The 20,486-nt window shown below is 72.6% G+C and carries 21 protein-coding genes; 3 read left to right on the top strand and 18 right to left on the bottom strand.

Annotated features, from left to right (window positions below):
- Positions 1 to 54: 54 nt before the first annotated feature.
- The 4 genes from INTCA_RS05150 to INTCA_RS05135 form a co-directional block, all read right to left on the bottom strand.
- Positions 55 to 1,176, bottom strand: coding sequence for a GuaB3 family IMP dehydrogenase-related protein (locus tag INTCA_RS05150; RefSeq protein ID WP_013491863.1), 1,122 nt, complete (start codon positions 1,174 to 1,176; stop codon positions 55 to 57).
- 136 nt (positions 1,177 to 1,312) lie between these two features.
- Complete coding sequence (gene guaB, locus INTCA_RS05145) at positions 1,313 to 2,830, bottom strand: IMP dehydrogenase (protein WP_013491862.1); 1,518 nt, start codon at positions 2,828 to 2,830, stop codon at positions 1,313 to 1,315.
- 86 nt (positions 2,831 to 2,916) lie between these two features.
- Positions 2,917 to 4,155: a hypothetical protein gene (locus INTCA_RS05140; protein ID WP_013491861.1), complete on the bottom strand. Its 1,239-nt coding sequence runs from the start codon at positions 4,153 to 4,155 to the stop codon at positions 2,917 to 2,919.
- On the bottom strand, positions 4,152 to 4,730 hold the full coding sequence (locus tag INTCA_RS05135; protein ID WP_013491860.1) for a sigma-70 family RNA polymerase sigma factor: 579 nt from the start codon (positions 4,728 to 4,730) through the stop codon (positions 4,152 to 4,154). The genes INTCA_RS05140 and INTCA_RS05135 overlap by 4 nt, the downstream gene beginning before the upstream one ends.
- Positions 4,731 to 5,038: 308 nt before the next feature.
- On the opposite strand from INTCA_RS05135, the gene INTCA_RS05130 reads away from it, so the two are divergent.
- Positions 5,039 to 5,350, top strand: a complete 312-nt coding sequence (locus INTCA_RS05130) for a WhiB family transcriptional regulator (protein WP_013491859.1) — start codon at positions 5,039 to 5,041, stop codon at positions 5,348 to 5,350.
- 154 nt (positions 5,351 to 5,504) lie between these two features.
- Here the strand turns inward: INTCA_RS05130 and groL are convergent, their stop codons facing one another.
- Both groL and groES read right to left on the bottom strand, forming a co-directional pair.
- Entirely contained in the window at positions 5,505 to 7,121 is a 1,617-nt protein-coding gene (gene groL / locus INTCA_RS05125) for a chaperonin GroEL (protein ID WP_013491858.1), read from the bottom strand.
- A 117-nt stretch (positions 7,122 to 7,238) separates the two neighbouring features.
- Positions 7,239 to 7,535 (bottom strand): co-chaperone GroES, encoded by a 297-nt coding sequence (gene groES / locus INTCA_RS05120; RefSeq protein ID WP_041308421.1) that lies wholly within the window; start codon positions 7,533 to 7,535, stop codon positions 7,239 to 7,241.
- 291 nt (positions 7,536 to 7,826) lie between these two features.
- Between groES and INTCA_RS05115 the strand changes: the two genes are divergently transcribed.
- Positions 7,827 to 9,065 (top strand): class I SAM-dependent methyltransferase, encoded by a 1,239-nt coding sequence (locus INTCA_RS05115; protein WP_013491856.1) that lies wholly within the window; start codon positions 7,827 to 7,829, stop codon positions 9,063 to 9,065.
- 3 nt (positions 9,066 to 9,068) lie between these two features.
- Here the strand turns inward: INTCA_RS05115 and INTCA_RS20455 are convergent, their stop codons facing one another.
- From INTCA_RS20455 to INTCA_RS05105, 3 genes are read right to left on the bottom strand one after another with little or no spacing between them, the layout of a single operon-like run.
- Entirely contained in the window at positions 9,069 to 9,290 is a 222-nt protein-coding gene (locus INTCA_RS20455; protein ID WP_083807861.1) for a DUF427 domain-containing protein, read from the bottom strand.
- A 9-nt stretch (positions 9,291 to 9,299) separates the two neighbouring features.
- Positions 9,300 to 10,124 (bottom strand): ribokinase, encoded by an 825-nt coding sequence (locus INTCA_RS05110; RefSeq protein ID WP_013491855.1) that lies wholly within the window; start codon positions 10,122 to 10,124, stop codon positions 9,300 to 9,302.
- Positions 10,124 to 11,113, bottom strand: a complete 990-nt coding sequence (locus INTCA_RS05105) for a nucleoside hydrolase (protein ID WP_013491854.1) — start codon at positions 11,111 to 11,113, stop codon at positions 10,124 to 10,126. The genes INTCA_RS05110 and INTCA_RS05105 overlap by 1 nt, the downstream gene beginning before the upstream one ends.
- 74 nt (positions 11,114 to 11,187) lie before the next feature.
- Between INTCA_RS05105 and INTCA_RS05100 the strand changes: the two genes are divergently transcribed.
- The gene (locus tag INTCA_RS05100; RefSeq protein WP_041307285.1) at positions 11,188 to 12,501 is read left to right on the top strand and encodes a glycoside hydrolase family 3 N-terminal domain-containing protein; all 1,314 of its coding nucleotides are present in this window, start codon (positions 11,188 to 11,190) and stop codon (positions 12,499 to 12,501) included.
- Positions 12,502 to 12,562: 61 nt separating this feature from the next.
- Here the strand turns inward: INTCA_RS05100 and tsaD are convergent, their stop codons facing one another.
- The 9 genes from tsaD to INTCA_RS05050 form a co-directional block, all read right to left on the bottom strand.
- Complete coding sequence (gene tsaD / locus INTCA_RS05095; RefSeq protein ID WP_013491852.1) at positions 12,563 to 13,609, bottom strand: tRNA (adenosine(37)-N6)-threonylcarbamoyltransferase complex transferase subunit TsaD; 1,047 nt, start codon at positions 13,607 to 13,609, stop codon at positions 12,563 to 12,565.
- Positions 13,602 to 14,066, bottom strand: coding sequence for a ribosomal protein S18-alanine N-acetyltransferase (rimI, locus tag INTCA_RS05090; protein WP_013491851.1), 465 nt, complete (start codon positions 14,064 to 14,066; stop codon positions 13,602 to 13,604). The genes tsaD and rimI overlap by 8 nt, the downstream gene beginning before the upstream one ends.
- Positions 14,063 to 14,764, bottom strand: coding sequence for a tRNA (adenosine(37)-N6)-threonylcarbamoyltransferase complex dimerization subunit type 1 TsaB (tsaB, locus tag INTCA_RS05085; RefSeq protein WP_013491850.1), 702 nt, complete (start codon positions 14,762 to 14,764; stop codon positions 14,063 to 14,065). The genes rimI and tsaB overlap by 4 nt, the downstream gene beginning before the upstream one ends.
- Before the next feature lie 71 nt (positions 14,765 to 14,835).
- Positions 14,836 to 15,420 carry a hypothetical protein gene (locus INTCA_RS05080; protein WP_148236474.1) on the bottom strand — a complete coding sequence of 195 codons (585 nt, stop codon included), beginning with the start codon at positions 15,418 to 15,420 and terminating at the stop codon, positions 14,836 to 14,838.
- An 80-nt stretch (positions 15,421 to 15,500) separates the two neighbouring features.
- Entirely contained in the window at positions 15,501 to 15,965 is a 465-nt protein-coding gene (tsaE, locus tag INTCA_RS05075) for a tRNA (adenosine(37)-N6)-threonylcarbamoyltransferase complex ATPase subunit type 1 TsaE (RefSeq protein WP_013491848.1), read from the bottom strand.
- Positions 15,955 to 17,253, bottom strand: a complete 1,299-nt coding sequence (locus tag INTCA_RS05070; protein WP_013491847.1) for an alpha/beta fold hydrolase — start codon at positions 17,251 to 17,253, stop codon at positions 15,955 to 15,957. Before INTCA_RS05070 ends, tsaE begins: the two co-directional genes overlap by 11 nt.
- Positions 17,250 to 18,413, bottom strand: a complete 1,164-nt coding sequence (alr, locus tag INTCA_RS05065) for an alanine racemase (protein WP_013491846.1) — start codon at positions 18,411 to 18,413, stop codon at positions 17,250 to 17,252. The genes INTCA_RS05070 and alr overlap by 4 nt, the downstream gene beginning before the upstream one ends.
- A gap of 236 nt (positions 18,414 to 18,649) precedes the next feature.
- On the bottom strand, positions 18,650 to 20,134 hold the full coding sequence (locus INTCA_RS05055) for a bifunctional ADP-dependent NAD(P)H-hydrate dehydratase/NAD(P)H-hydrate epimerase (RefSeq protein WP_013491845.1): 1,485 nt from the start codon (positions 20,132 to 20,134) through the stop codon (positions 18,650 to 18,652).
- Positions 20,134 to 20,484 (bottom strand): holo-ACP synthase, encoded by a 351-nt coding sequence (locus INTCA_RS05050; protein WP_013491844.1) that lies wholly within the window; start codon positions 20,482 to 20,484, stop codon positions 20,134 to 20,136. Before INTCA_RS05050 ends, INTCA_RS05055 begins: the two co-directional genes overlap by 1 nt.
- Positions 20,485 to 20,486: the final 2 nt, after the last annotated feature.

Below are 20,486 nucleotides of genomic sequence, written 5' to 3'. Positions count from 1 at the left end.
ACGGGCAGCCTAGGGGCCGACAGCCCCCGATGCTACCGCGGGTAATCTAGCCGCCTACTGGCCGAGGTACGGCGAGACGACGACCTCGACCCGCTGGAACTCCTTGACGTCGCTGTAGCCCGTCGTGGCCATGGCCCGGCGCAGCGCCCCGACGAGGTTGGTGGTGCCGTCGGCCTGCCGCCCCGGGCCGAAGAGGATCTCCTCGATGGACGACTGGGCGCCGAGCTCGATCCGCACCCCGCGGGGGAGCTCGGAGTGGTGGGCCTCGGGGCCCCAGTGGTAGCCACGGCCGGGCGCGTCTGTCGCACGGGCCAGGGCGGCCCCCAACATCACGGCGTCCGCGCCGCACGCGACCGCCTTGACGATGTCGCCCGACGTGCCGACGCCACCGTCGGCGATGACATGGACGTAGCGCCCGCCCGACTCGTCGAGGTAGTCGCGCCGCGCCGCCGCGACGTCGGCGACGGCCGAGGCCATCGGCGCGTGGATGCCGAGCGCCGTCCGGGTCGTGTGGGCCGCTCCCCCGCCGAAGCCGACGAGGACGCCGGCGGCACCCGTGCGCATCAGGTGCAGCGCCGCGGTGTACGACGCGGCGCCACCGACGATGACGGGGACGTCGAGCTCGTAGATGAACCGCTTGAGGTTGAGCGGCTCGGCCCGTCCGGAGACGTGCTCGGCGGAGACGGTCGTGCCGCGGATGACGAAGAGGTCGACCCCGGCGTCGACGACCGTCTTCCAGTGCTGCTGGGTGCGCTGCGGCGACAGCGCGCCGGCCACGGTGACCCCGGCCTCGCGCAGCTGGCGCAGTCGCTCGGTGATCAGCTCGGGCTTGATCGGCTCGGCGTAGATCTCCTGCATTCGCGGGGTGGCGAGGATCGGGTCGAGGCTCGCGATCTCGGCGAGCTGCGCCGTGGGGTCCTCGTAGCGCGTCCACAGCCCTTCGAGGTCGAGCACGGGCAGGGCGCCGAGCTTGCCGAGCGAGATGGCGGTGACAGGAGAGACGACCGAGTCCATCGGCGCGGCCATGACCGGGATGTCGAAGTGGTAGGCGTCGATCTGCCACGACACCGAGACCTCCTCGGGGTCGCGGGTGCGCCGGGACGGCACCACGGCGATGTCGTCGAAGGAGTAGGCACGCCGCCCGCGCTTGCCTCGGCCGATCTCGATCTCAGTCACCGGGTCAGCCTAGCGACAGCAGGGGGTCGCCTCGCGCCGTCGTCCGTATGCCGCTGAGCCGGCTTCCCAGCCCCGGCTCGCTCCCAGCCCTCCCGACGTGTCGGGTCGAGAGTGCGGTGCCGGACCACTCCCGGAGTCAGCCCACCGTGTAGTTGGGCGCCTCGACGATCCCCTGGATGTCGTGGGGGTGGCTCTCCTTGAGCGAGGCGGAGGTGATGCGGACGAACGTGCCCTTCTCCTGGAGCTCCGGAATGGTCCGCGCACCGACGTAGAACATCGACTGGCGCAGACCGCCGACCATCTGGTGCGCGACCTGCGAGAGCGGGCCACGGTAGGCGACGCGCCCCTCGATGCCCTCGGGCACGAGCTTGTCGTCCGTGTCGACCTCGGCCTGGAAGTAGCGGTCCTTGGAGTAGGACTTCTTGCCGCGCGAGCTCATCGCCCCCAGGGAGCCCATCCCGCGATAGCTCTTGAACTGCTTGCCGTTGACGAAGATCAGCTCACCGGGCGACTCCTCGCAGCCGGCGAGCAGCGAGCCGATCATGACGGACTCGGCGCCGGCGACGATGGCCTTGGCGATGTCGCCGGAGTACTGGAGGCCGCCGTCGGCGATGACCGGCACGCCCGCCGGCCTGGCCGCCAGCGACGCGGCGTGGACGGCCGTGACCTGCGGGGCGCCGACGCCGGTGACGATGCGCGTCGTGCAGATGGAGCCGGGCCCGACGCCGACCTTGATCGCATCGGCCCCTGCGTCGACGAAGGCCTGGGCGCCGTCACGGGTCGCGACGTTGCCGCCGATGACCTGGACGTGCCGGGTCGCCGGGTCGGACTTGAGCCGGGCGACCATCTCGACGAGCATCCGGACGTGCCCGTGGGCCGTGTCGGCCACGAGGACGTCGACCCCTGCCTCGATGAGCGTCGTCGCCCGCTCCCAGGCGTCGCCGAAGTAGCCGATGGCGGCGCCGACCATGAGCCGCCCTGCCCCGTCCTGGCTGGCATTGGGGAACTGCTCGCCCTTGACGAAGTCCTTGACCGTGATCAGCCCGACGAGGTGACCCTGCTCGTCGACCAGGGGAAGCCGCTCGCGCTTGTGCTGTCTCAGCAGGAGAGTCGCGTCCTCACGGCTGATGCCCTCGGGCCCGGTGATGAGCGGCATCGGGGTCATGACCTCGTGGACCCGGGTGGTCGCCCACTCCTTGACCGGGGTGAAGCGCAGGTCGCGGTTGGTGACGATGCCGATCAGCCGCTTGTCGCCGTCGACGACGGGGAGCCCGGAGACGCGGTACTCGCCGCACTTCTGGTCGAGGTCCTCGAGCGTCGCGTCCGCGCCGATGGTGATCGGGTTGGAGATGATCCCGGTCTGTGTGCGCTTGACGAGGTCGACCTGGTAGGCCTGGTCCGCGATCGAGAGGTTGCGATGCAGCACGCCGATGCCGCCCTCACGGGCCATGGCGATGGCCATCCGGGCCTCGGTGACGGTGTCCATCGCGGCGGAGATCAGCGGCGACTTGATCGTCAGCTCGCGGGTCAGGCGCGTCGAGGTGTCGATGTCGGTGGGAGCCAGGTCGCTGTATCCGGGGAGGAGCAGGACGTCGTCGTAGGTGAGGCCGAGGTTCTCGAACGGGGAGGGGACGTCATTCGTACCGAGCTGCATCGGCCAATTCTACGGGAGGCGCCGGGCCGCTCCGGACCGCGCAGCAGGGGAGCGACGGGGCGGTCAGCCCCGCTTGCCGGCAGCGGTCACGGTTGGGGTGCAGCCGTCTCCGAACCGGAGCTGATGGGGGCTGCCGCCGCAGACGAGGCCTCGGATGACCCCGGGGGCTCGCCCACCGCGCCGGACGGCGTGGCGCCTTCGGTCGAAGGTGGCCCCGCCGGCTCGCTCGGCTCACCGACCGGTGTCGCGCTCGGCTCACCGACCGGTGTCGCGCTCGGCTCCGGGGCTGTGTCGACGGGCAACTCCGCCACCGGGTCCACCGGTCCGGACTCCGCCACCGGGTCCACCGGTCCGGACTCCGCCACCGGGTCCACCGGTCCGGCTGGCGGCCCGGGATTCACCGCCCCGGCCGGTTGCCCGTGCTCGACGATCACCGGGTGAGGCTCGCCGGGTCCCACCGCGCGGTGCGGCGTCGGTGGTGCCGGCTCAGAGGTCCGGCCGACGGGGGCCGATCGGCTCCTGCCGTGCGACGTGCCCTCGGCCCGAACCTCGTCAGCCGGCTTCGCGACCCTGGCCGCCTTCCGGCCGCCGGCCCCCGGCACGCGCAGGGTCACTGCCCGGGGCGCTGCCCGGGTCTCTTCCTGGGTTGTCGGCCGGGTCGCCGCCTGGGGCGGCCGGCCCTGTCTGGTCGGCGGGTCGCCCCGCCGCGAGGGTGTGGACGACGCTGCGACGTCCCCGGGGAGCAGGTCCGTGGTGGGCGGCCGAGCCGGAGGATGCGGCCGCCCCAGCCCCTCCAGACCGACAGAGACAATCTCTCGGGAGACCGTCAGTCCGGACCACCGCGTGCGGTTCACCTCAGAGCCGGACGAGAGCCGGACCGGGGCGGGAAGCAGGACCGGCGCGAGGCCGGTGGTATCGAACCGGGCACCGGTCGACGCCGACCATCCCTGCCACTCCTGGGGGGCGAGCCCGTCGGTCGCCTCGCGCACCAGCGCGGGACCGGGTCGCTGGGTCTCTGGCTGCTGGGCCGCCGGACGGGGGGCCACCACCGCTGGTCGGGCAGCGGGTCGCCCGTCCGACACCGACACGGCGGCGGCGACGCCCGCACCGGAGGCGCCCAGGGCAAGGGCGGACAGAGCGGACAGGGCGCGGCGTCGACCGGAGCGGCGCACGGTCGGCCGCCCGACCAGCGGGTGGTCCGCATGAGCCGCCAGGCGGGCGAGCATCTGCTCGACCGGCTCCGGGCCCGCCGGAAGCCGGCCGGCCAGGCGATCGAGCAGGAGGTCGTCCGCGACGAGATCACTCAGGGGAACCGGCCCGGTCACGCCACATCACCCGCCTGGTGCTCCGCGAGCAGCGTGCGCAGCCGGCCGAGGGCCCGATGCTGGGCCACCCGCACCGCACCCGTCGTCAGGCCGAGCGCGGTCGCGGTCTCGTCGGTGGACAGGCCGACGGCCACCCTGAGGATGAGGATCTCGCGCTGCGTCGCGGGCAGCCGCTCCATCAGCGAGAGCGCGGTGGCCGCCTCGTCGCGGATGATCGCCGTGGCCTCGGGCGTCGATGCGTCGTCGACCCGGTCGGGCACCTCCTCCACGGGCGTCGGACCACGCATGGCCGCCCGCTGCACGTCCGCGAGCTTGCGGGAGGTGATCCGGTAGACGAAGGCCTCGAACGGCAGGCCGCGCTCCTCGTAGGTGGGCAGAGCGGTCAGCACGGCCATGCACACCTCCTGAGCGACGTCCTGGGCGAGGTCCTCGGCGCCGAAGCGGCCGAGGCGGACACGGGCATACCGCACGGCCAGGTCGCGGACCCGCCGCAGCAGGTCCTCACGCGCGACAGAGTCCGTCGCCGCACGCGAAGCGATCTCGCCGAGGGAAATGGGAGTGTCCACACTCTCCATCGCCGCTCCCGCGCGGCGCGTTACTCCGGACCGCGTCCAGATGCGTCCCATCAGTTGCCGAACCCCCGACCTCTCGCGCAGCGAGCCCCACCCACCGGGGCAACGAGTCTGCGTGCCCACATCGTACGTACCGTCACCTCCGCGGGGGGCGACAACGCCTGTCATCTCAAGGGGATTTCTTGAACAAGTCTTGAAACTTCTGGCCTTCAATCCAGACCGGGCCGCCGGTTAGTTTCGACCGACGGCGCCGGACGGGGCCGTCCCGGCAGAGCAGCTGCCGCCGAACGAAAGACGAGGACGACCACACCATGGCCGAGATCACCCGCCTCCCGGGTCCGGTGGCGGACCTGTGGGACTGGCAGCTCGAGGGGGCGTGCCGGGGCGTCAGCCCCGAGGTGTTCTTCCATCCCGAGGGCGAGCGAGGCCCACGACGCCGCAACCGGGACGCCGCCGCGAAGGCCGTCTGCGCAGGCTGCCCCGTGCTGGCCGAGTGCCGGAGCCACGCCCTCCAGGTGCGAGAGCCCTACGGCGTGTGGGGCGGGCTCAGCGAGAGCGAGCGCGAACTGCTCTACGCAGACCCCCTGATCCCTCCGGCGCGTACCATCGCGACGGCGTCCTGAGCCGCTCGCGCCCTCCCCGGCACGCGGGGCCGACAACCCAGCCCGGATGCCGCTGAGCTGGGTCACGCGAGCGAGCTGAGCGGCATACCTCCCGCCCTTCGGGACGCGAAAGGGCCACCCCCACGAGGAGGGTGGCCCTTGCCGTGCGGGAAGGTCAGTGCCCGTGACCGTGGCCGTGGCCGCCGGCCGCCGGCTCCTCGTCCTCGGGCTTGTCCACGACGAGCGTGTCCGTCGTGAGGATCATCGACGCGATCGACTCGGCGTTGCGCAGCGCGGACCGGGTCACCTTCACGGGGTCGATGACGCCGGCCGCGATGAGGTCGCCGTACTCGCCCGTGGCCGCGTTGAGGCCCTGGCCGAGCGGGAGCTCCGCCACCTTGGAGGTGACGACGTAGCCCTGGAGACCGGCGTTCTCGGCGATCCAGCGCAGCGGCTCCTGGACGGCCTTGCGCACGATCGCCGCACCCGTCGCCTCGTCGCCCTCGAGTCCGAGGCCGTCGAGGACCTCGGCGGCGTGGATGAGGGCCGTGCCGCCACCGGCGACGATGCCCTCCTCGATGGCCGCGCGGGTCGCCGAGATGGCGTCCTCGATGCGGTGCTTCTTCTCCTTGAGCTCGACCTCGGTGTGCGCACCGACCTTGATGACGCACACGCCACCCGCGAGCTTGGCGAGGCGCTCCTGGAGCTTCTCGCGGTCCCAGTCGGAGTCCGTGCGCTCGATCTCGGCCTTGATCTGGTTGACGCGACCCTCGACCTCGGACGAGTCGCCCGCCCCGTCGATGATCGTCGTGTTGTCCTTCGTGAGGACGACGCGGCGGGCCCGGCCGAGGACGGTCAGGTCGGCCTGGTCGAGCTTGAGGCCGACCTCCTCGGCGATGACCTGTCCACCGGTGAGGATGGCGATGTCCTGGAGCATGGCCTTGCGGCGGTCACCGAAGCCGGGCGCCTTGACGGCGGCGGCGGTGAAGGTGCCGCGGATCTTGTTGACGACGAGCGTCGACAGGGCCTCGCCGTCGACGTCCTCGGCGATGATGAGCAGCGGCTTGCCCGACTGCACGACCTTCTCGAGGACCGGCAGAACGTCGGCGACGGCCGAGATCTTGCCCTGGTTGATGAGGACGTACGCGTCCTCGAGGACCGTCTCCATCCGCTCGGTGTCCGTGACGAAGTAGGCCGAGAGGTAGCCCTTGTCGAACTGCATGCCCTCGGTGAACTCCAGCTCGGTCGCCGTCGTCGAGGACTCCTCGACGGTGATGACGCCGTCCTTGCCGACCTTGTCGAAGGCCTCACCGATGAGGGCGCCGAGCGTGGCGTCCTGCGCGGAGAGGGTCGCGACCGAGGCGATCTCCTCCTTGCCGTTGACGTCGCGGGCGATCTCGAGCAGGCGGTCGTTGACCGCGCTGACGGCCTTGTCCATCCCGCGCTTGAGGGCGGCCGGGGCAGCGCCCGCAGCAACGTTGCGCAGGCCCTCCTTGACCATCGCCTGGGCGAGGACCGTGGCGGTCGTGGTGCCGTCACCGGCGATGTCGTTGGTCTTGGTGGCGACCTCCTTCGCGAGCTGGGCGCCGAGGTTCTCGTACGGGTCCTCGAGCTCGATCTCGCGGGCGATCGTGACACCGTCGTTGGTGATCGTGGGGGCACCCCACTTCTTGTCGATGACGACGTTGCGGCCCTTCGGGCCGAGCGTCACCTTGACGGCGTTGGCGAGCGCGTCGACGCCGCGCTCGAGCGACTTCCGGGCGGAGTCGTCGAACTCCAGTTGCTTGGCCATGGTGTTCCTTCTGGCTGATGGTGCGCGAAAACGGTGGGGCGAACGAACCGCACCCCGGTACAACCCCGAGGGGCGTCACCGGGGTGCGGTCAAGAGCTGATGCTGCTGGCGGGACGCTCAGCCGACAACGGCGAGGACGTCACGTGCGGAGAGGATGAGGTACTCCTCGCCGCCGTACTTGACCTCGGTGCCGCCGTACTTGCTGTAGATGACCTTGTCGCCGACCTTGACGTCGAGCGGCACACGCTGGTCGCCGTCCTCGTTCCAGCGGCCGGGGCCGACAGCGAGGACCTCGCCCTCCTGGGGCTTCTCCTTCGCGGTGTCCGGAATGACCAGACCGGACGCGGTGGTCTGCTCGGCCTCAAGGGACTTGACGACGATGCGGTCTTCGAGCGGCTTGATGGAAACCGACACGGTGGTGACCTTCCCTTCGGGATGTCGATTGTTCGGGTCTGATGCGTTCTTGATCTCCATGGGGTTGGCCGCCGTCGCGGGGGTCGACCGTCCTGCCGGAGAGAACTGGCACTTTCGAGGTGAGAGTGCCAACAAGCAGAAATCTAGGTTTCAGTTAGCACTCGGTCAAGTCGAGTGCCAACACACGGGGGCTCACGGCCGTGAACGGCCTGCGCCCCGTGACCCCCCGGACCACCCGCGTGGCCTGGTCAGCCTGCCCGAATGCCCGCGGCGCCTGCGAGGATGGCGCGCATGGATGCGGCGATGGTGGAGCGGCTCTCGTCAGGAGAGGGCTGGGCCCTGCTCCAGTCGCTGCCGCCCTACGACGAGTCCACCGCCCTCCCCCTGCAGGAGCGCCTCCGCGAGGCGTTCGACCCGGATCTCGTCGCCGCCGCCCTGGGCCAGTCCCGGCTGCGCGCCCGGGCAGTCGACAAGTTCGGGGACTTCGCGGTCGGGATGCTCTTCACCGCGGACGGGCTCGAGCAGGCCACCCGCCTCGCCCTCGCAGCCCGGCACGCGCACCGCTTCGCCGCCGCCGACGTCCGTGAGGTCTACGACCTCGGGTGCGGCATCGGGTCCGATGCGATGGCCTTCGCCGGGCTCGACCTGCTCGTGCGGGCGGTCGACGCGGACCCCGCGACCGCCCGCGTCGCCGAAGCCAACCTGCGGCACTGGCCGTCCGCTCGAGTGACGTGTGCCCGCGCCGAGGACGTCAGGCTCCCCCTCGGCGAGGCCGGCCGCCACCTCGGCGTCTGGCTCGACCCCGCGCGCCGGGTCGAGGGTGTGGCGGACGTCCGCGGACGCGCCAAACGGATCTTCTCCCTCGACGCGATCTCGCCGAGCTGGGCCGAAGTCCAGGAGTTCGCCGCCCAGGTGCCCGCGGCCGGCGCCAAGCTCTCCCCCGCCTTCCCCCATGCCGCGCTCCCCCCGGGAGCCGAGGCCCAGTGGAGCTCGTGGCACGGCGAGGTGCTCGAGTGCGTCGTCTGGTGGAAGGCCCTGGCCACCCGGCCGGGGCGAACCGCCGCGGTCTGCTCCGCCCACGCCACCCATGTCGTCACTGAGGCCGACGCGGCCCCCGCCACCGGCCGGCCGCCGCTGCCCTCGGTCGCAGCTGTGGACGACTGGCTCTACGAGCCCGACCGCGCGGTCATCCGGGCCGGCCTCACCGGTGCCCTGCTGGCCGCGGTCGACGGAGCCGAGCTGGGAGCCGGCGTGGGCTACGTGACGAGCCCAGCGGCATACGACATCCCGTGGGCACGGCGCTACCGGGTCGTCGAGGCGATGCCGCTCTCGCCGAAGGCGCTCTCCCGTTGGCTGCGCGACCACGGCCACGACCGAGTGACGATCAAGAAGCGTGGCGTCACGGTCGACGCCGACCTGCTGCGCCGGCAGCTGAAGATGACCGGCCGCGGCAAGGGCGGCTCGGAGGCGACGCTCGTCGTGACCCGCGTGGCCGGCACCCAGGTGGCCCTGGTGGTCACGCCCGCCTGAGTCTCACGCCCACGGCGTGACGGGCCGCTCGATGGCGACCCCGTCGAGGCCGGGGTCCGTCCGTTCGGTGTAGAAGCACACGAGGCCGGCCACCGGCGCCGCGTCGTGGAGCGGCTCCTCGTAGGTCCAGGCCAGGTCGGCAACGATCTGGTCACCGATCCGGGCAGACCGGTAGGAGGCGACGCCCTTGTTCGCGCAGGGCCATGCGGCACCGAACCCCGGCAGGTGGTCACCTCACAGGGCTGCGTCAGGCTGGGCCCCGGCCCACTGCACGGCCTCGGCTCCCGCCCGATTGGCCGCCTCCAGGGCCTCCCGACGCGTCGCTCCCCCTGCGAGCGCTGCTGCCAGAGCGCCGCAGAAGGCGTCGCCGGCACCGACCGTGTCCACGACGTCGCCCTCATCGAGCCGTATGCCGCTCACCTCCTCCCCGTCCCACCTGGCCCCCGCGGGTCCGAACGTCACGAGCAGCGAGGCCGGGATGAGGTCCGAGTCGGCCAGCTGCCGCATCTCCGACTCGTTGACCACGACCGGGTCGGCGAGTGCGATGACGTGGCGCGGCAACGGAGCGTAGGGCGCCAGGTTGAGGACGACGCGGGCGCCGGCCCGGTCGGCGGCCGATGCGGCTCGGGCGACGAGGTGGAGGGGGACCTCGAGCGAGCACAGGAGGACGTCCCCGGGACCGAGTGTCGCGGCCGTGACCGACTCGTCCGTGACCATCTCGTTGGCACCGGGCACGACGATGATGGAGTTCTCGCCGGCGTCGTCGACGGTGATGTAGGCCGTGCCCGTCGGGGCATCCGGGAAGGCCGGGACCTCCGCCCGGATCCCGTGCCGGCGCAGCCTCTCGACGTAGCGGGCACCCGCGTCGTCGCCGCCGACACGTCCGATCATGACGACGTCCGCGCCGGCGCGCCGGGCCGCCATGGCCTGGTTGCCGCCCTTTCCCCCGGCGAAGCGGCCGGCGGCCTCACCGAGGACCGTCTCGCCGGGCCGCGGCAGGCGCGTCACCCGGGTCACGACGTCGACGTTGAGGGAGCCGAGGACGGCGACGCGACCCATCAGCGGCCACCCGCCCGCGTGCGGATCGTCTCGAGCCAGATCCCGACATATCGTTCGTGGTCCACGCCGAGGGCGACACGCACCCGCACCGGCGGCTCGCCGTGCGGGTCGTGCGAGAGGTCGCCGCTCCAGTCGCGACGGTCGACGATGGTCCGGCCGCGCGAGAACTGCCCGGCGAGCTCGACCCGGATCGGCAGCACCTCCGTCGTCAGCCCGTCGGGGTCGATGACGGCACAGACCGCTCCGGCGTCCCCGATCGTCGACGCGTCACGGCCGAACCGGTCGCACTGGAACTCGATCAGCCGGCCGGCCAGCTCGGCGCCGGTCCGGCCCCCGACGGCGACGAGCTCGGCGGCCTGCTCGCGCGTGACCACCGGGTCGTAGAAGACGTCGAGGCCGTACATCGTGACCGGGATCGACAGGTCGGCGCCCGCGTCGAGGGCGATCGCGGCGGCCTCCGGGTCGTGGAAGACGTTGAACTCCGCGGACGCGGTCGCGTTGCCGACCTGGGCGGCGCCGCCCATGAAGACGATGTCGGCGATCCCGTCGGCGACAGCGGGGTAGGTCCGCAGCAGCAGGGCGATGTTCGTCATCGGCGCCGTCGGGACGATCGTCACCCGCTCCCCGGCGGCCGCGGCGGCGAGACAGACGTCGCGGAGCAGCTCCACGGCGTGGCGGCCGTCCGGGAGGAGGGCGGGGGTCGGCCACCCCAGGTCGCCCATCCCGTCGTCGCCATGGACGTGGCGAGCGTCCTGCGGATGCTCCAGGAGCGGCCGGGCTGCACCGCCGGCCACGGCGACGTCGGCCCGGCCGACCGCCTCCAGAACGGTCAGGGTGTTGCGGACCACGTCCTTCACGGGGGCGTTGCCGCCGACGCACGTGACTGCGCGCAGGTCGAGCGCAGGGTGGGTCGCGGCGAGCAGGAGGGCACAGGCGTCGTCGACCCCGGTGTCGACGTCAAGGACGATGGGCGTGGGCTCTCGGGTCACATCGGGCAACGTATCGTCCCCGACCGGTGGCGTGTGCGGACGGGACGGGGGCGCCTCGTGGGTACGGTCCTTGAGTGCTCGTGATCCGTTCCCGCCGCAACGCGCGGTCGTCCGCCGCTGCGGCCCTGCTCGTCCTCGTGGCGACGGTGGCTGCGGCGTGCGCGGGCCCGGGGAGCCCTCCGCTCCCGGTTGCCCCCAGCGGAGCGACGTCGCCTCCGGGTGCTGCCACCACGTCAGCGGGCACCGGCAGCCTCTCCTCCGCACCGACCGCGACCTCGGCGACCTCGGGGCCCGCCGCGACCACGTCCTCGCCCGCGCCGACCCGACAGACGTCCGAGGGGTGCGCCCGGACCATCGTCGCGGACCTGACGCCGGCACAGCTCGCGGGCCAGCTCATCATGGTCGGGCTCGCTGCGGACGCCCGGCAGGACAGCCTCGACGCCCTGATCCGGGACCGGCACCTCGGGGGCGTCATCCTCCTCGGTGGCTGGTACAACGGCGTGGAGCGCACCCGTGCTGCGACGCGCCACCTCAACGCCGCCTCGGACCGCTCGGGAGGCGCACCGGGCCTGCTCCTCGCCGCGGACCAGGAGGGCGGCAACGTCCAGCAGCTCCGCGGCGACGGCTTCGCCCGGATGCCGAGCGCCCTCGAGCAGGGCACGCTGTCCGCGGTCGCGCTCAGGCAACGGGCCTCCACGTGGGGCGAGCAGCTGCGCGCCGGCGGCATCAACGTCAACCTCGCCCCTGTCGCCGACACGGTCCCCGACAGCCTCGGCCGCGACAACGATCCGATCGGCCGGTGGGACCGGCAGTTCTCGTCGGACCCGGACGTCGTGGCCCGGATGGTGGGGGCCTTCGTCACCGGAATGCACGAGGGAAAGGTCGCCACGGCGACGAAGCACTTTCCGGGCATCGGCCGGATCACGGGGAACACCGACCTGACGACCGATGGCATCGTCGATCGGACCACGACCGCGACCGACCCGTTCCTCGAGCCGTTCGCGAGCGGCATCTCGGCCGGCACCGACCTGGTCATGGTCGGGTCGGCGGTCTACAGCCGGATCGACCCCGGCGTGCAGGCGCTCTTCTCCCCACGGATCGTCACCGACCTGCTCCGTGGACGGCTGGGCTTCCGCGGGGTCGTCATCACCGATGACGTGGGGGCAGCCAAGGCCGTCGAAGACACTCCCGTGGGACAGCGGGCGACACGGTTCGTCGAGGCAGGGGGCGACATCGTCCTCACGGCGCGCCCCAGCACGGTCCCGACGATGCATCGCGCCCTGACCGGGCGGATGAAGGCCGACCGAGGCTTCCGGGCCACGGTGACCGCGGCGGCCACCCGGGTCCTGACGCTCAAGGCCGACCTGGGGCTCATCGGCTGCGACTGACAGCCCCGCTCCCCCGGACCGCCACTCCTCTGCTGGTTCGAGGAACCAGCAGACATCGTGGTCAGGACTGCACCAGCTGCACCGGCATCGAGGAGTCGGTCGGCAGGCCGAGGTCGCTGGGCGCGCGGCCCTTGGCGACCATCTGCGCCCCGAGCGCCGCGACCATCGCACCGTTGTCGGTGCACAGGCCCGGGCGGGGGACGCGCAGGAGGATCCCGGCCCTGGCGCACCGCTCCTCCGCCAGCGCGCGCAGCCTCGAGTTCGCGGCCACGCCACCACCGATGAGCAGGTGGTCGACGCCGTTGTCCTTGCACGCCAGCACGGCCTTGCGCGTCAGGACGTCGACGACGGCCTCCTGGAAGGACGCGGCCACGTCTGCCACCGGCACCGCCTCGCCGTCCCGGTGCCGCGTCTCGACCCACCGGGCGACGGCGGTCTTGAGGCCGGAGAAGGAGAAGTCGAACCGGTGTCGCTCCAGGTCCCGGCCGGTCGTCAGGCCGCGCGGGAAGTCGATGGCGATCCGGTCCCCCTCGCGAGCGGCCCGGTCGATGTGCGGGCCCCCCGGGAAGGGCAGCCCCAGGACGCGGGCCACCTTGTCGAACGCCTCCCCGGCGGCGTCGTCCATCGTCGACCCGAGGGAGCGGACGTCGTTCGTCACGTCGGGCACGAGGAGGAGCGAGGAGTGTCCACCGGAGACGAGCAGGGCCATCGTCGGCTCGGGCAGGGGGCCGTGCTCGACGATGTCGACGGCGACGTGCGACGCGAGATGGTTCACCCCGTAGATCGGCTTGTCGAGGGCGACCGCCAAGGCCTTGGCCGCGGCCACTCCGACGAGCAGCGAACCGGCAAGACCCGGGCCCGAGGTCACGGCGATCGCGTCGAGGTCCCTGAGGCTCACGCCGGCGTCGTGGCAGGCGCGCTCGATCGTCGGGATCATCGCCTCGAGGTGCGCTCGGCTGGCGACCTCCGGGACGACGCCGCCGAAGCGGGCGTGCTCCTCGACGCTGCTCGCGACGGTGTCGACGAGGAGCGTCTGCCCGCGCACGATCCCGACCCCGGTCTCGTCGCACGAGGTCTCGATGCCGAGGACGAGGGGCTCGTCAGCCATGGGTGCCTCCGATGTGCTTGCGCATGACAAGGGCGTCGACGTCGCCCGGTTGGTAGTAGCGGCGTCGCACCGAGATCGTCTCGAAACCACGGCGCTCGTAGAGGCGCTTGGCCGGCTCGTTGTCGGCCCGCACCTCGAGGAGCAGGGCCGTGGCCCCGTGCCCCTCGGCGCGGTGGACGAGGTCGTCGAGCAGCCGTCGCCCGAGGCCGCGGCCCTGTGCCGCGGGAACGGCCGCGATCGTCATGAGGTCGGCCACGTCGCCCGAGACGTCCAGCCCGCCGTAACCGACCACCTGGTCTCCGTCGACGGCCACCACGTAGTCCCGGCGCGGGCGGGCAGCGAGCTCAGCCCACCAGGCCTGCTCGGACCACGCATCCTCGGCGAAGAGCTCGACCTCGAGCGCGGCGAGCCTCGGGATGTCGGCCCACTCGAGCGCGCGGAGCACCGGCGCGCTCATCCGAGGGTCGACTTCTTGCTGGGCGGGGCGCTGGAGACGTCGGGCCGACGCAGGTAGAGCGGCTCGAGCCCGTCCAGCGGGTCGCCGGCGGCGAGCCGCAGGACGGCGAGGTCCGCGAGAGCCCCCGCGGACACGTCGAGCGGCAGCCGTATGCCGCTGGGCCCGCCCGCGCCGTCGGCTGACCTCGCGAGGTCGGCCGGGTAGAGCAGGGGGCCGCGGCCCGCGACGGGCAAGGCGCGCCACGACTCATCGAGCTCCGCGGCCCGGCTGACGACAGGGCCCGCCACGCGCGTGAGGCCGGCGGCGTCGAGAACGAACTCAGCGGCATACACCTCCTTGCGCCGGGCGTCGGTGGCGACGAGAAGGCCACCCCGGTGACCGGACTGCCACGCCTCGTGGGCGAGGGCGTCGAGGCTGCAGAGCCCGTGGACGGGCAGGCCGAGCGCGAAGGCGAAGGTGCGTCCCGACACGATGCCGACGCGGAGGCCGGTGAACGGGCCGGGACCGATGCCGACGACGACGCCCGTGACGTCACGCGGCTCGGCGCCGGCCTCGTCGAGCGCGGCCCGGATCCCGGGGGCGAGGTGCTCAGCATGGGCCCGGGCGTCCAGCGTGGTCGCTTCGGCCACGACGCGGTCGCCGTCGTGGAGCGCGACGCTGATCGCGGTGGTCGAGGTGTCGATGCCGAGGATGAGCACGGGCGTCAGGTTATCCCGGCCCGGCAGCCCAGCCGGAACCGTTCAGGCGGCGGCGCCGGTCTCCCGTGCCGTCAGAGGTGCTGCCGGCTCCTGGCGGGAGGCTTCACCCGCGGACCGGCTGGCACACGCGTGCCATCGTGGCCGACCGCCCCCGCGACGAGGAAGAGAACGGCGAGGACGGCCAGGGGAACGACCACCGCGCCCGTGGATCCGCCGAGGAGTGCGCCGAGGCCAGGGCCATCGGGACCCCGTTCCCCGAACCATCGGGCGAGGACGTCCGCGAAGGGCACCGCCGCCAGCGCGAGCAGCAAGCTTCCCGCTCGTCCCGCGTGACGACGGCCGAGCACCGCGCTCGGCAGCGCGAGCAGCAGCGCGATCACCGGAATGTCCGGCACCCGGCCGACCTCGACGAAGAGCGTGAGCACCATCCATGCCGCGAAGAGCCCGACGGCCCCGGCCAGCACGAGGAAGCCGAGCTCGGCTTCTCGGGCCGCGAGGACGGTGAGCACGATGAGGGGCACCACGATCGCCAGCGTCACGAGCAGCGCCGTCCAGCCGCCGGGGTCGTCCCAGACGCTGCCGATCGCGAAGAGCAACCCGCCCACCACGAACAGGGCCGTAAGCGTGACTGCGGCCCAGCGAAGGATCCGTGCCATGACCATCACCTGCCTTTCCACCGCCAGCCTCGCGGCCGACTCGGTGGTCGGACAGTGCCGAAAGACCCGCTCCGTTGGGCTCAGATGGAGGCGAGCGCCGAGTCGCTGAGACGCTCCCACCGTGGTCCGACCGCATCGAGACGCGCCGTCCGGACCTCTTCGCCGGTGAGCGTGATGCCCAGCCGCTGCTCGGAGAGCTGCTCCGACATCCCCGCCCCCCACTCGATGACAGTGACGCTCAGGTCGAGGTCGGCATCGAGATCGAGGTCGTCCAGCTCCACCGCGCTGCCCAGCCGGTAGGCGTCCACGTGCACCAGCGCGGGACCACCCACGACCGAGGGGTGCACCCTCGCGATGACGAAGGTCGGCGAGGTGATCGGCCCTCGGACGCCGAGGCCCTCGGCGAGTCCCTGGGTCAGCGTCGTCTTGCCCGCGCCGAGGTCACCGGTGAGGACCACCACGTCACCGGCCCGCAGGAGCCGGCCCAGCCTTCTGCCGAAGGCCCGAGTGTCCTCCGGGGTCTCCAGGATCACCTCACGACTCACGGCGTACCTCCTCCTTCGATCCAGCTGCGACCTTGGCCCGGCGGAGCCGAGCCAGTGCTCGGGCCCGCTCGGCTCGAGCTGCCTCGTCGGCCTCGAGCTCGATGCGGCGCTGACGGCGGTTCTTCGCGATGTCCGTGACGACCCGGCGGACCCGGGGCCGGCGCGGCAGGTCGATGTGCTCCTCCCGAGCGCGAGTGCCCTCCTCGACGAGCTCGAGCAGGTGCGCGCTCAGCAGGTCCGGGTGCTCCAGCATGATGATGTGGCCCGCGTCGTTGACGACGATGTGCTCCGCGCCCGGGATGCCCTCGACGATCAGCTCGCTGTGGGCCGGTGGCGTGAGCACGTCCTCGCGGCCGTTGAACACGAGGGTGAGCGTGTCCTTGAACTCGGCCAGGGCGGGCCGCTTGTCGAACCCGTCGAACGTCCGCAGGTAGTCGTTGATCACGTCGAACGGCGTGCTGAGCAACATGTCCGCCGTGTAGCGGACCACCTTGCGCGGGACGGGCGAGGCGAAGGAGTTCTGGTCGACGAGGAACTCCTCGACGTCTCGCCCGACCCGGCGCAGTCGTCGAACGAGCTCGGGCCGCTCGCCGAGGGGGCCCAGCATGGACGGGCCCAGGCGCTCGAGGGCGAGCCGGCCGAGCGTCGCGCTACGACCGCCGTTGGCGAGCGTCAGTCCCCCCGCACTGGTACTGATGAACGCGGCCCCGGTCACCCGGTCCCGGATGAGCTGGGGGTGGCTCTCGCCCAGGGCGAGCATCGTCATACCACCCATCGAGTGACCGGCGAGGACGAGATGGCCCTCTGGGGTGGTGTCCTCGATGACGGCACGCAGGTCCTCGCCGAGCTGGTCGATGACGTAGGAGTCGCTCGCCCCCGGGCCGGACTGCCCGTGGCCACGGTGGTCCCAGCTGACGACGCGGAACCCCGCGGCCTTGAGGGACCGACGCTGGTAGACCCACGACTTCAGGCTCAGGCAGTAGCCGTGCGAGAGGACCACGGTGGGCAGGCGGGACGGGTCGTCGCCGCTCGTCAGGCCCCGGGCCGCGGCAGCGGCTGCCTCGGGCGCGGGCTCGTCGATCTCGACGTGGAGGGCGACGCCGTCCGAGGTGAGGACGACCCGCTCCTCGTCGGCGATGATCTCGAGCTGCTCACTCGTCTCGAGGGCGTCCAGGGCCGCCCGGTGCCGTCCAGCGCGGTCTGCGGCGATCCCGGCCGCGACGCCCGCGGCCAGGCCCGCCGCGCCGAGGACGACGCCGAGGACTGGGTTGCGGTGGGTGGGGCTCACGCGCCCGCTCCAGCCTCAGCCCCACCACTCCACAGCCTGGGGACGCGGGCCCCGATCCGCGTGACGATCTCGTAGCTGATGGTCTCGGTGGCGTCGGCCCAGTCCTGCGCGGTCGGCCCCTCGGACGGCTTGCCGAAGAGGGTGACGACGTCCCCGGCGGCGGCGGCGCTGTCCGGACCGAGGTCGACGACGAACTGGTCCATGCACACCCGTCCGGCGATCGTCGTCCGGCGCGCCCCGACCTGGACCGGCGCCACGTTGGTCGCGCTGCGCGGGACGCCGTCGGCGTAGCCGGCCGGGACGAGGCCGACCACCGTGTCCACCTCGGGGGCATAGACGTGGCCGTAGCTGATCCCGCGACCCGCCGGCCACCTCTTGACGAGCGCGAGACGGGCGCGCAGCGTCATGACCGGTCGCAGCCCGAAATCGTCCGCGACCTCGGGGACGGGGGACAGCCCGTACATCGCGATGCCGGGTCGCACGAGGTCTGCGTGCGCCGCCGGATGGACCAGGGTGGCGGCTGAGTTCGCCAGGTGTCTGACCTCGGGCCGCACGCCGGCTCGCTCGGCGGTGGCGACGGCCTCGAAGAAGGTGTCCTGCTGGGCCAGGACCGTGGGGTGCTCGGGCGCGTCGGCCATGGCGAAGTGCGTCCAGATCCCGACGACCGAGATGGCTCCCTCCGACTCCAGTCGACGGGCGTGTTCGACGAGCGTGGGCCAGTCAGTGCCGAAGGCACCGCCCCGGCCGAGCCCGGTGTCGACCTTGAGGTGGACCCGGGCCGAGCGCCCCTCGGACCGGGCTGCTCCGGCGATGGCATCGAGGGTCCACGGCGCCGAGGCCGAGACGTCGATGTCGCGTCGAACCGCCCCGGCGAAGTCGGTGCCCGGGACGGAGAGCCAGGTCAGGATGCGGGTGGTGACTCCGGCGTCCCGCAGGGCGAACGCCTCGGTCGGCTGCGCCACACCGAGCCAGTCCGCTCCGGCGCGCACGGCCGCCCGGGCCACCGGGAGCAGGCCGTGCCCGTAACCGTCCGCCTTGACGACCGCCATGAGCTGCGAGTGCGGCGCCCGGGCACGCAGGGTGCGGACGTTGTCCTCGAAGGCGTCCAGGTCGATCTCCGCCCAGACGGTCAGGCCGGCAGTCGCGTCAGTGGAGTTCATCGAGCGCATCTTTGCACGTGCCGATCGAAAGAGCAGTTCGTCCCCCTCGCGGCGGAGGAGTACTTCGTCACAAGCCATCGAAAGAGCAGTTCGTCCCCATCGAAAGAGCAGTTCGTCCCGATTGGCTGGGACCGCTCCCAAGCCACCGTGGGGGACGAACTGCTCTTTCGAATAAGAGGGTGGGGACGAACTGCTCTTTCGAATGCGAGGGTGGGGACGAACTGCTCTTTCGATCGTCAGGTGGGGTCGCGGCGCAGCAGGTCGCGGATCGTCGACCGCAGTGCCCCGGCCACGGCCGTGGCGCGCAATGGCCCACCACCGGAGGCCCGGTCCGCGGCGACGCCGTGGACGAGGGCCGCCAAGGAGCCTGCGTCAAGGGGCGCGAGGCCTGCTGCGAGGAGCATCCCGACCACCCCGGCCAGCACGTCACCGGCGCCCGCGGTGGCCAGCCACGCGGGAGCATCGGCCTGGGACCGCACCGGTCCTTCGGGCGCGGGGCCGACCACGATGGTGGTGGAGCCCTTGAGGAGCACCGTGGCCCCGGTCTGCTCGGCCGCCGACCGCGCATGCCTGACCGGCTCGCGCTCGACGTCGGCCCGGCTGACCGGCGACCCCCAGCGGGAGAGCAGCCCGGCCAGCTCGCCCGCGTGCGGGGTGAGCAGGGTGGGAGCCGCGCGCGGGCCGGAGAGCAGGTCGAGGCCACCCGCGTCCACGACGACAGGCAGGTCACTGGCCAGGGCGTCCCGGGCCACCTGGAGCTGCGCGGTGGCCTCGTCGCCGGGGGCCTCGGGGTCGAGCCCCGGGCCGATGAGCCAGGCCTGCACCCGGCCCTCACCGACGACCGCCTCGGGAACGGCGTGCCGGACCAGGCCCGTCGGTGTCGGGGTGCCGACGTAGCGGACCATGCCGACGCCGGACTCGACCGCGGCTGTGACGGCCAGCACCGCGGCGCCGGTGTACAGCTCACCGCCGGCCACGACGCCGAGGACGCCCCGGGAGTACTTGTCGTCGCCGGGACCCGGCACCGGCCAGAGGGCAGCGACGTCGTCATGGATGAGCCGCTCGACGGCGGCCGGCACCGCGGCGAGGTCGAGACCGATGTCGATGACGGTCAGCCGCCCGGTCGCCGCCTCCCCCGGCGGCAGGAGGTGCGCCGGCTTGGGGACACCGAAGGTGACCGTCTCGTCGGCCCAGACCGCGTCGCCGTCCGGGTCCAGGCCGTCCGGGTCCAGGCCGCTGGACACGTCCACGGCGACGACCCAGGCGTCGTCCGCGATCGCGTCCACGAGGGCCGCAGCCGGAGGACGGAGCCCCGGCCGGCCGCCGATCCCGACGATGCCGTCGAGGACGAGATCGCCCTCCGCGACCGCCGCGGCCGCCGCGGCCGGATCATCCGACGCGACGACGACCGAGGCACCCGCTTCCTCGGCCGCGCGAAGGCCCGCAGCGTGGACACCGTCCCGGCCGGAGTCTGGCAACAGCACCACAACGCAAGCGAAGCCTGCGTCACAGAGGAGCCCAGCGGCATACAACGTGTCTCCACCGTTGTCACCGGCACCGACGAGCGCGACGACCGTCCGACCGTCCCGTTCGGCCAAGCGTGCCGCGGCCACCCCGGCCAGCCCCTCGGCCGCCCGCTGCATCAGCTCGCCCTCGGGCAGCTGCGCCAGCGCGACCGCCTCCGCGGCGCGGACCTCTGCGACCGACGCGGCGCGGATCATCAGCCCTCCGCGATGACGATCGCCGACGCGACACCCGCGTCGTGGGACATCGAGACGTGGAAGCTGTCGACGCCGAGGTCGTTGGCCCGCGCCTGCACCGAACCACCGATCTCGAGGGAGGGCTTGCCGTCGTCGTTCGTGACGACCCGAGCGTCGGTCCAGTGCAGGCCGACCGGGGCGCCGAGGGCCTTTGCGAGGGCCTCCTTCGTGGCGAACCGGGCGGCCAGAGAGGCGATCCCGAGGCCGCGCTCCTCCTCGGTGAACAGCCGGTCGAGCAGCGCCGGAGTCCGGTGCAGCGTCTCGCCGAAGCGCGCGATGTCCACCACGTCGATGCCGACCCCGATGATCACGT

It is taken from the genome of Intrasporangium calvum DSM 43043, assembly GCF_000184685.1.
GTDB lineage: Bacteria > Actinomycetota > Actinomycetes > Actinomycetales > Dermatophilaceae > Intrasporangium > Intrasporangium calvum.
This window is presented reverse-complemented; position numbering and strand designations above follow the sequence as displayed.